A 7,013-nucleotide genomic window follows, 5' to 3' on the forward strand; every position below is an offset into this window, starting at 1 on the left:
CGTGCCGTCTCACGCCATCTGGGCCTGGAGCATCATCGTCGCCGCGACCGCCGGCGTCATCATCCGCCCTTTCCGCCTGCCCGAGGCGATCTGGGCCGTGCTCGGCGCCGGCGCGCTGGTGCTGTTCGGCTTCCTGCCGTGGCAGGATGCACTTGACGGCATCGAGAAGGGTGTTGACGTCTACCTCTTCCTGATCGGCATGATGCTGATCGCCGAGCTGGCTCGGCTCGAAGGCCTGTTCGACTATCTCGCTGCACTTGCGGTGGAATATGCCGGTGGCTCGCCGCAACGGCTGTTCCTGCTGATTTACATCGTCGGCACCGTCGTCACCGTGCTGCTCTCCAACGACGCCACCGCCATCGTGCTGACGCCGGCCGTCTATGCGGCGACACGGGCGGCCGGCGCCAAGCCGCTGCCTTATCTCTTCGTCTGCGCCTTCATCGCCAATGCCGCGAGCTTCGTGCTGCCGATCTCCAATCCCGCCAACCTCGTCGTGTTCGGTGCGCGCATGCCGCAGCTCACCGAATGGCTGCGTCTGTTCGCACTGCCCTCGGCCGCATCGATCCTGCTCACCTACATCGTACTGCGCCTGACCCAGCACCGCGCACTGAAGGACGAGACCATCGCGCGCAGCGTGCTGCATCCCGAGCTCGGCCGCGGCGGCAAGCTGACGGCCGCGGGCATCGTCGCGATCGGTATCGTGCTGGTCACGGCCTCGGCGCTGGACAAGCAGCTCGGCCTGCCGACCTTCATCTGCGGCGTGGTGACGGCCGCCATCGTGCTGCTGATCAGCCGCCAATCGCCGCTGCCGGTGCTCAGGGGCGTGTCCTGGAGCGTCCTGCCGCTGGTCGGCGGTCTCTTCGTGATGGTGGAGGCGCTGATCAAGACGGGTGTGATCGGCCAGCTCAGCGCACTGCTGCATCAGGCTGTGGAACAATCCGTGACGAAAGCCGCCTGGAGTGTCGGCATCGCCACCGCGATCGCCGGCAACATCGCTAACAATCTGCCAGTCGGACTCGTCGCAGGCTCGGTCACCGCCAGCGACCATCTGCCCGCGCCCGTTATCAGCTCCATCCTGATCGGCGTCGATCTCGGACCCAACCTGTCGGTCACAGGATCCCTCGCCACCATCCTCTGGTTGGTCGCGTTGCGGCGGGAGAAGATCGAGGTCGGCGCATGGCCGTTCCTCAAGCTCGGACTGCTGGTGATGCCGCCAGCCCTCATCGCGGCGCTCGCGGCGGCGATCCATTAATCGCGCGCAGTTTGCGGCGCATCAATGTGGCGCGGATAGCCGAACCTATACTGCACCTTGTCGCGCAGCCTCTTGGGGCGCGGCAAGGAGGTTCATCATGCAAATTCAATCAAAGGCATTGCCGCAGAGCTTTTCCCTGCGTCGCTCGCTTCACGGCTTTTCGGCGCCGGGCGAAGCATCCCCTCCGATGCTGGTCCTCAGCACCGTCGTGTTGCTGGTCCTGTTAGCCGTCGTGCAGATCGACCTGCACAGCGCCCAGCTTCAGGCCATCGGCCTGCTCGGCCACACCGCGACCGGGATCGATCCCGTCTTCCTGAGCCCGTAGGCTTGGGGCAAACCGATCGCGGCCATGAGGCCGCGACCGGATAGCTTGTCGTCAGTCGTTCTCGTAGCCGTAGACTTCCGGCAGGATGAAGATTGCAGCAAGCAATCCGATCAGCGGGAAGATCGCGACGAACAGTGTCGCGCTGGCCTGCCCGATCGCCGCGAACAGCGACGGGAACAGGAAGATCGCCAGGAACGACGGCAGCTTCACGAACATGTAGGCGAAGCCGCTGGCGGTGCCGCGGTACTTCGGCTTGGCGACCATGGTCGGGATCGTCATACAGTTCGACGCATCCCAATAATGGCCCCAGAGCATCGCGGCGGCCGCGAACGGCAGCAGCATCTTGTTGTCGGTGTAGAGCGCGAAGGCCGCGACTAGCAGCGAAGCCAGCACGATGGAGAAGCCCGCAATCGCAATGCCGCGATGGCCGATCTTGGGCGTCAGCAGGGGGCCGACCCAGCCCGACAGCGCGGCGAAGCAGAACAGGCCCATCGTCACCAGATTGTTGCCGAGCACGCTCGACACGCCGACCATCACGAACAGCACCGGCAGATAGAACGCGAAGGTCGAGAACTCGCTGCCTTGCGCGAAGCAGGCGATCCAGCCGTAGATGGTGGCGCGCCAGCGGATCGGATCCTTTTTGAGGTCGGCGAGAAATGCGCGGGTCGATACCTTCGGCACCTCGACGTCCTGGTCCGGCAGCATGGCGAGATCGTCGTTGAACATCTCGCGCGCGACCTGCTTGGCCTCGCGGTAGCGTCCCTTCTGCACCAGCCACACCGCCGTCTCCGGCACGTCGTGGCGCATCACCAGGATGATCAGCGCCGGCACCGCGCCGAGGCCGAGCGTCACGCGCCACAGCATCTCGTGCTGGATGTCGAGCAGCAGGAAGATGACGATGACGCCGATGGTCAGCACCTCGCCGACGGCGAACATGAATTGCCAGCGGTTGCCCATGACCTCGCGCTCACCTTTGGCCATGGATTCCATGATGTAAGTGTAGCCGGTCGAGATGTCGGAGCCGAGCGGAACGCCGAGCAGGAAGCGGATCACGACCAGCCAGCCGACGCTGGGCACGAAGGCCTGCGCCAGGGCCAGTATGATGAACATCACCATGGTGATCAGGAACATGACGCGGCGGCCGATCTTGTCGGACAGCCAGCCGCCGAGCAGCGCACCGACCAGCGCGCCGCCCTGCGTGCCCGCGGCGGCAAGGCCGAGCATCAGCGGATCGGGATTGTACTGCTCCTTGATGAAGATCAGCACGAAGGCGATCGAATAGAGGTCCCAGGCCTCGACCAGGATCGAGGCCATCATCAGCCAGCCGACCTTGTTGCCCTTGGGGCTGTAATTGGTGATGAGGTAGCGGACCGCGGTTTCGCTCGCGGTCGGTTGCGGCATGGCCATAGTCGACATGTTTGATCCCTTCTTCAAAACTCTTTTGGTGCCGAGTCCTCTTAAGCGCCGAGCAGCGGCTCGATGCTGCAGTCGAGCAAACGCGGATCGATCCCCGTCTCCATGCCCGTGAACATCTGGCCCATGTAGTCGATCAGCGCATCGCTCGCCTTGACGGCGTCCTCGACGCGGCGGTTCGCAACGGCACTGAGAATACCGAGGTGATGGTCGATCGTTCCCGAGAGATCGGCCTGTCCCGGCATGAAGCGGTGATGGATGTAGCCGATGCGGCGATACAACGTGTGCAGCGGCCGCAGCGTGTGCACCAGGAACGGCTCGCCCGCAGCTTCCAGCACCAGCGCATCGATGCGGCGGTCGATGCTGTTGAACTCGTCGAGGGTCAGGGTGGCGCGACGCTCGCGCAGCAGGCGCTCGATGTGCAGAGCCTGATTGCGATGCGACAGGCTGGCGCGATCTGCCGCGAGGCGAATGACAAAACGCTCCATATCGCGGCGCAGGTCCAGCAGCATGCGCTCGCGCGCCAGATCGATCGGCGCGATGTGCAGGCCGTGACGCGGACGGATGATGATAAGCGTATCGGCGGACAGACGATTGACGGCGTGATGCACCGGCGTGCGGCCGAAGCCGGTGATCTGCTGCAATTCCAGCATGGTCATGAACTGGCCAGGCTTCAGCTCGCAATGAACCAGGAGCTCTTCAATCCTTTGATAGGCCAGCTCGAAGAAGTTGAGACGGTTGCGCCGAGAGGGCTTGCCCACTCCGTCCTCCGATCTCACCACCTCGAGCGCCCGCTTGCGCCGTGCCATCGAATTTCCTCCCGTCGGCCTGTGCTCTCGCATTGCAGGGCGGCGCCTTGTTTGTGGCATCCTTAAAACATGTTGTGATATATTACAAGCGGCGCTAAGACTTCCGCCGACACCTCATCATGCTGCGGTGCGAAATGAAAACACGACGGGCGCGAGGCGCCTTTGACGGGAGGACTTGCCGTGAAGATCACGTCGATCGAGACGCTGCGAACCGAGGAATTCTCCAACGTCATCTGGGTGCGCGTTCACACCGATAGCGGCGTGATTGGTCTCGGCGAGACCTTCTATGGCGCGGGCGCAGTCGAGGCGCAGATTCACGACACCTTTGCCGGCCGCCTGCTCGGCCGTAATCCCCTGCACATCGAAGCGATCCATCGCGACATGCTGAACCTGCCGATGGCGCAGTCGTCGACCGGCGTTGAATATCGTGCAGCGTCAGCGATCGACATCGCGCTGTGGGATTTGTTCGGCAAGGTCTGCAATCAGCCGGTACACCAGATGCTCGGCGGCCTCTGCCGCGACAAGCAGCGCATCTACAACACCTGCGCCGGCACGCAATATGTCCGCTCCACCAATATCAGCCCGGTCTCGAACTGGAATCTCGGCGCGTCCAAGGGTCCTTACGAAGATCTCGACGGCTTCATGAACCGCGCCGATGCGCTGGCCGAAAGCCTGCTGGAAAGCGGCATTTCCGCGATGAAGATCTGGCCGTTCGATCCGGCGGCCCAGGAGAACAAGGGTCTCTACATCACTGCCGCGCAGATGAAACAGGCGATCGAACCGTTCGAGAAGATCCGCAAAGCGGTCGGCGACAAGATGGAGATCATGGTCGAGCTCCACTCGCTGTGGAATCTGCCGACCGCCAAGCAGATCGCGCGGGCGCTCGAGCCCTACAAGCCGACCTGGTACGAAGACCCGATCCGCATGAACTCGCCGCAGGCGCTGGCCGAATATGCCCGTTCGACCAATGTCTGGGTCTGCGCCAGCGAGACGCTGGGCTCGCGCTTCCCCTACAAGGACATGCTCGATCGCGACGCCATGCATGTGGTGATGGCCGATCTTTGCTGGACCGGCGGCCTCACCGAGGGCCGCAAGATCGCGGCCATGGCCGAGACCTATCACCGGCCTTTTGCTCCTCATGACTGTATTGGCCCGATCGGCTTCATCGCCGCCATCCACATGTCCTTCAGCCAGCCCAACACGCTGATCCAGGAATCGGTGCGCGCCTTCTACAAGGGCTGGTACAATGAGCTCGTCACCACGATGCCCGTGATCAAGGACGGTTACGTCTTCCCGATGGAAGGCCCCGGCCTTGGCGTCGACCTTCTGCCCGCCGTCTTCGAGCGCTCCGATCTGATCGCGCGCCGCTCCAACGTTTGAGGATTTTGAGATGAGCACCGCCCTGTTCGACCTTTCCGGCCGCACCGCACTCGTGACCGGCTCCTCCCGCGGGCTTGGCCGCGCCATCGCCGAAGGCATGGCCAAGGCCGGCGCCAGGATCATCATCAACGGCGTCGATCCCAAGCGCGTCGAGCAAGCCGTCGCCGAATTTCGTGCGGCCGGCCATCAGGCCGAAGGTGCGGCATTCAACGTCACCGACGAGCCCGCGATCGTCGCCGCCTTCAACGACTTCGACAAGAAGGGCATTGCCGTCGACATCCTCGTCAACAATGCCGGCATCCAGCACCGCAAGCCGCTGGTCGAGTTCACCACTGACGAATGGCGCAAGGTGATCGAGACCGATCTCACCAGCGCCTTTGTGATCGGCCGCGAGGCCGGCAAGCGGATGATCCCGCGCAAGCACGGCAAGATCATCAATATCGGCTCGCTCGGCAGCGAGCTGGCGCGCCCGACGATTGCGCCCTACACCGCGGCCAAGGGCGGCATCAAGAACCTGACCCGCTCGATGGCGGTGGAATGGGCTCAGCACGGCATCCAGGCCAATGCGATCGGCCCCGGCTACATGCTCACCGACATGAACGAGGCGCTGGTCAACAACCCCGATTTCAACAATTGGCTGATGGGCCGCATCCCCTCCAAGCGCTGGGGCAAGCCGGACGAGCTGGTCGGCGCGGCGATCTTCCTCGCCTCCGACGCCTCCACCTATGTCAACGGCCAGATCATCTATGTCGATGGCGGCATGATCGCCGCGATGTAATCGCGAACACCAGGAAACAAGACCATGCGCGCCGTCGTCATTCACGCCCCCAAGGATCTGCGGATCGACAATTATCCTGATCCGGCGCCCGGCCCGGGCGAGGTCCGTGTCAAGATCGCCAATGGCGGCATCTGCGGCTCCGACCTGCACTATTACCATCACGGCGGCTTCGGCGTTGTTCGCATTCAGCAGCCGATGGCGCTGGGTCACGAGATCGCCGGCGTGGTCGCGGCGGTCGGCGACGGCGTCAGCGGCGTGAAATCTGGGACGCGCGTTGCGGTCAATCCGAGCAAGCCGTGCGGCCAGTGCCTGCATTGCCAGGAGGGCATGCGCAACCAGTGCCTCGACATGCGCTTCCTCGGCAGCGCGATGCGCTTTCCCCATGTCCAGGGTGGCTTTCGCGAATTCATCACGGTCGACGCAACGCAGGCCGTGCCAATCTCCGACAAGCTGTCGCTGGCGGAAGCCGCGGTCGCCGAGCCGCTCGCAGTCTGCCTGCATGCCGGCAAGCAGGCCGGCCCCCTCCTCGGCAAGCGCGTGCTGATCACCGGCTGCGGCCCGATCGGTGCCTTGATGATTTTGGTCTCGCGCTTCGGCGGTGCCTCTGAGATCGTTGTCACTGACGTGGCTGATGCACCGCTCTCCGTTGCCAGCAAGCTCGGCGCCACGCACGCGATCAACGTCGCCACCAATGCCACCGCGCTCGATCCCTGGCGCGCCGGCAAGGGCGTGTTCGACACGCTGTTCGAAGCCTCCGGCAATCAGGCCGCGCTCCGCACCGCGCTCGACGTGCTCCGCCCCGGCGCAACGCTGGTGCAGCTCGGCCTTGGCGGTGAAATGACGCTGCCGATCAATTCCATCGTCGCCAAGGAATTGCAGCTGCGCGGCACCTTCCGCTTCGATCCCGAGTTCGAACTCGCGGTCCGGCTGATGGGCGAAGGCCTGATCGACGTGAAGCCGCTGATCACGGCGACCATGCCGTTCGAGAACGCAGTCGCCGCGTTTGAGCTCGCCAGCGATCGCTCTCAGTCGATGAAGGTGCAGCTGACCTTCTGA

Annotated in this window: 7 protein-coding genes; 5 read left to right on the forward strand and 2 right to left on the reverse strand. The window is 63.8% G+C overall.

Annotated elements, in window-relative coordinates; translation table 11 throughout:
• The first annotated feature begins 1 nt into the window (after window position 1).
• On the forward strand, window positions 2–1,252 hold the full coding sequence (locus XI06_RS15230) for an arsenic transporter (protein WP_271605753.1): 1,251 nt from the start codon (window positions 2–4) through the stop codon (window positions 1,250–1,252).
• Between the two features lie 97 nt (window positions 1,253–1,349).
• On the forward strand, window positions 1,350–1,577 hold the full coding sequence (locus tag XI06_RS15235; protein ID WP_271605754.1) for a hypothetical protein: 228 nt from the start codon (window positions 1,350–1,352) through the stop codon (window positions 1,575–1,577).
• A gap of 51 nt (window positions 1,578–1,628) precedes the next feature.
• On the opposite strand, the gene XI06_RS15240 is transcribed toward XI06_RS15235, so the two are convergent.
• Together XI06_RS15240 and XI06_RS15245 are read right to left on the reverse strand one after the other, a co-directional pair.
• A complete protein-coding gene (locus XI06_RS15240; RefSeq protein WP_237861552.1) occupies window positions 1,629–2,993 on the reverse strand; it encodes an MFS transporter in 1,365 nt (454 codons plus the stop codon).
• 41 nt (window positions 2,994–3,034) lie between these two features.
• On the reverse strand, window positions 3,035–3,799 hold the full coding sequence (locus XI06_RS15245; RefSeq protein ID WP_237861551.1) for a GntR family transcriptional regulator: 765 nt from the start codon (window positions 3,797–3,799) through the stop codon (window positions 3,035–3,037).
• Between the two features lie 180 nt (window positions 3,800–3,979).
• On the opposite strand from XI06_RS15245, the gene XI06_RS15250 reads away from it, so the two are divergent.
• Genes XI06_RS15250 through XI06_RS15260 form a run of 3 tightly spaced genes read left to right on the forward strand, consistent with a single transcriptional unit; the run spans window position 3,980 to window position 7,013 of the window.
• Complete coding sequence (locus tag XI06_RS15250) at window positions 3,980–5,179, forward strand: mandelate racemase/muconate lactonizing enzyme family protein (RefSeq protein ID WP_271605755.1); 1,200 nt, start codon at window positions 3,980–3,982, stop codon at window positions 5,177–5,179.
• A gap of 10 nt (window positions 5,180–5,189) precedes the next feature.
• On the forward strand, window positions 5,190–5,957 hold the full coding sequence (locus XI06_RS15255) for an SDR family oxidoreductase (RefSeq protein ID WP_237861549.1): 768 nt from the start codon (window positions 5,190–5,192) through the stop codon (window positions 5,955–5,957).
• A gap of 24 nt (window positions 5,958–5,981) precedes the next feature.
• On the forward strand, window positions 5,982–7,013 hold the full coding sequence (locus tag XI06_RS15260; protein ID WP_271605756.1) for an L-idonate 5-dehydrogenase: 1,032 nt from the start codon (window positions 5,982–5,984) through the stop codon (window positions 7,011–7,013).

Source organism: Bradyrhizobium sp. CCBAU 11434, from assembly GCF_028128895.1.
GTDB classification, from domain to species: Bacteria; Pseudomonadota; Alphaproteobacteria; order Rhizobiales; family Xanthobacteraceae; genus Bradyrhizobium; species Bradyrhizobium zhengyangense.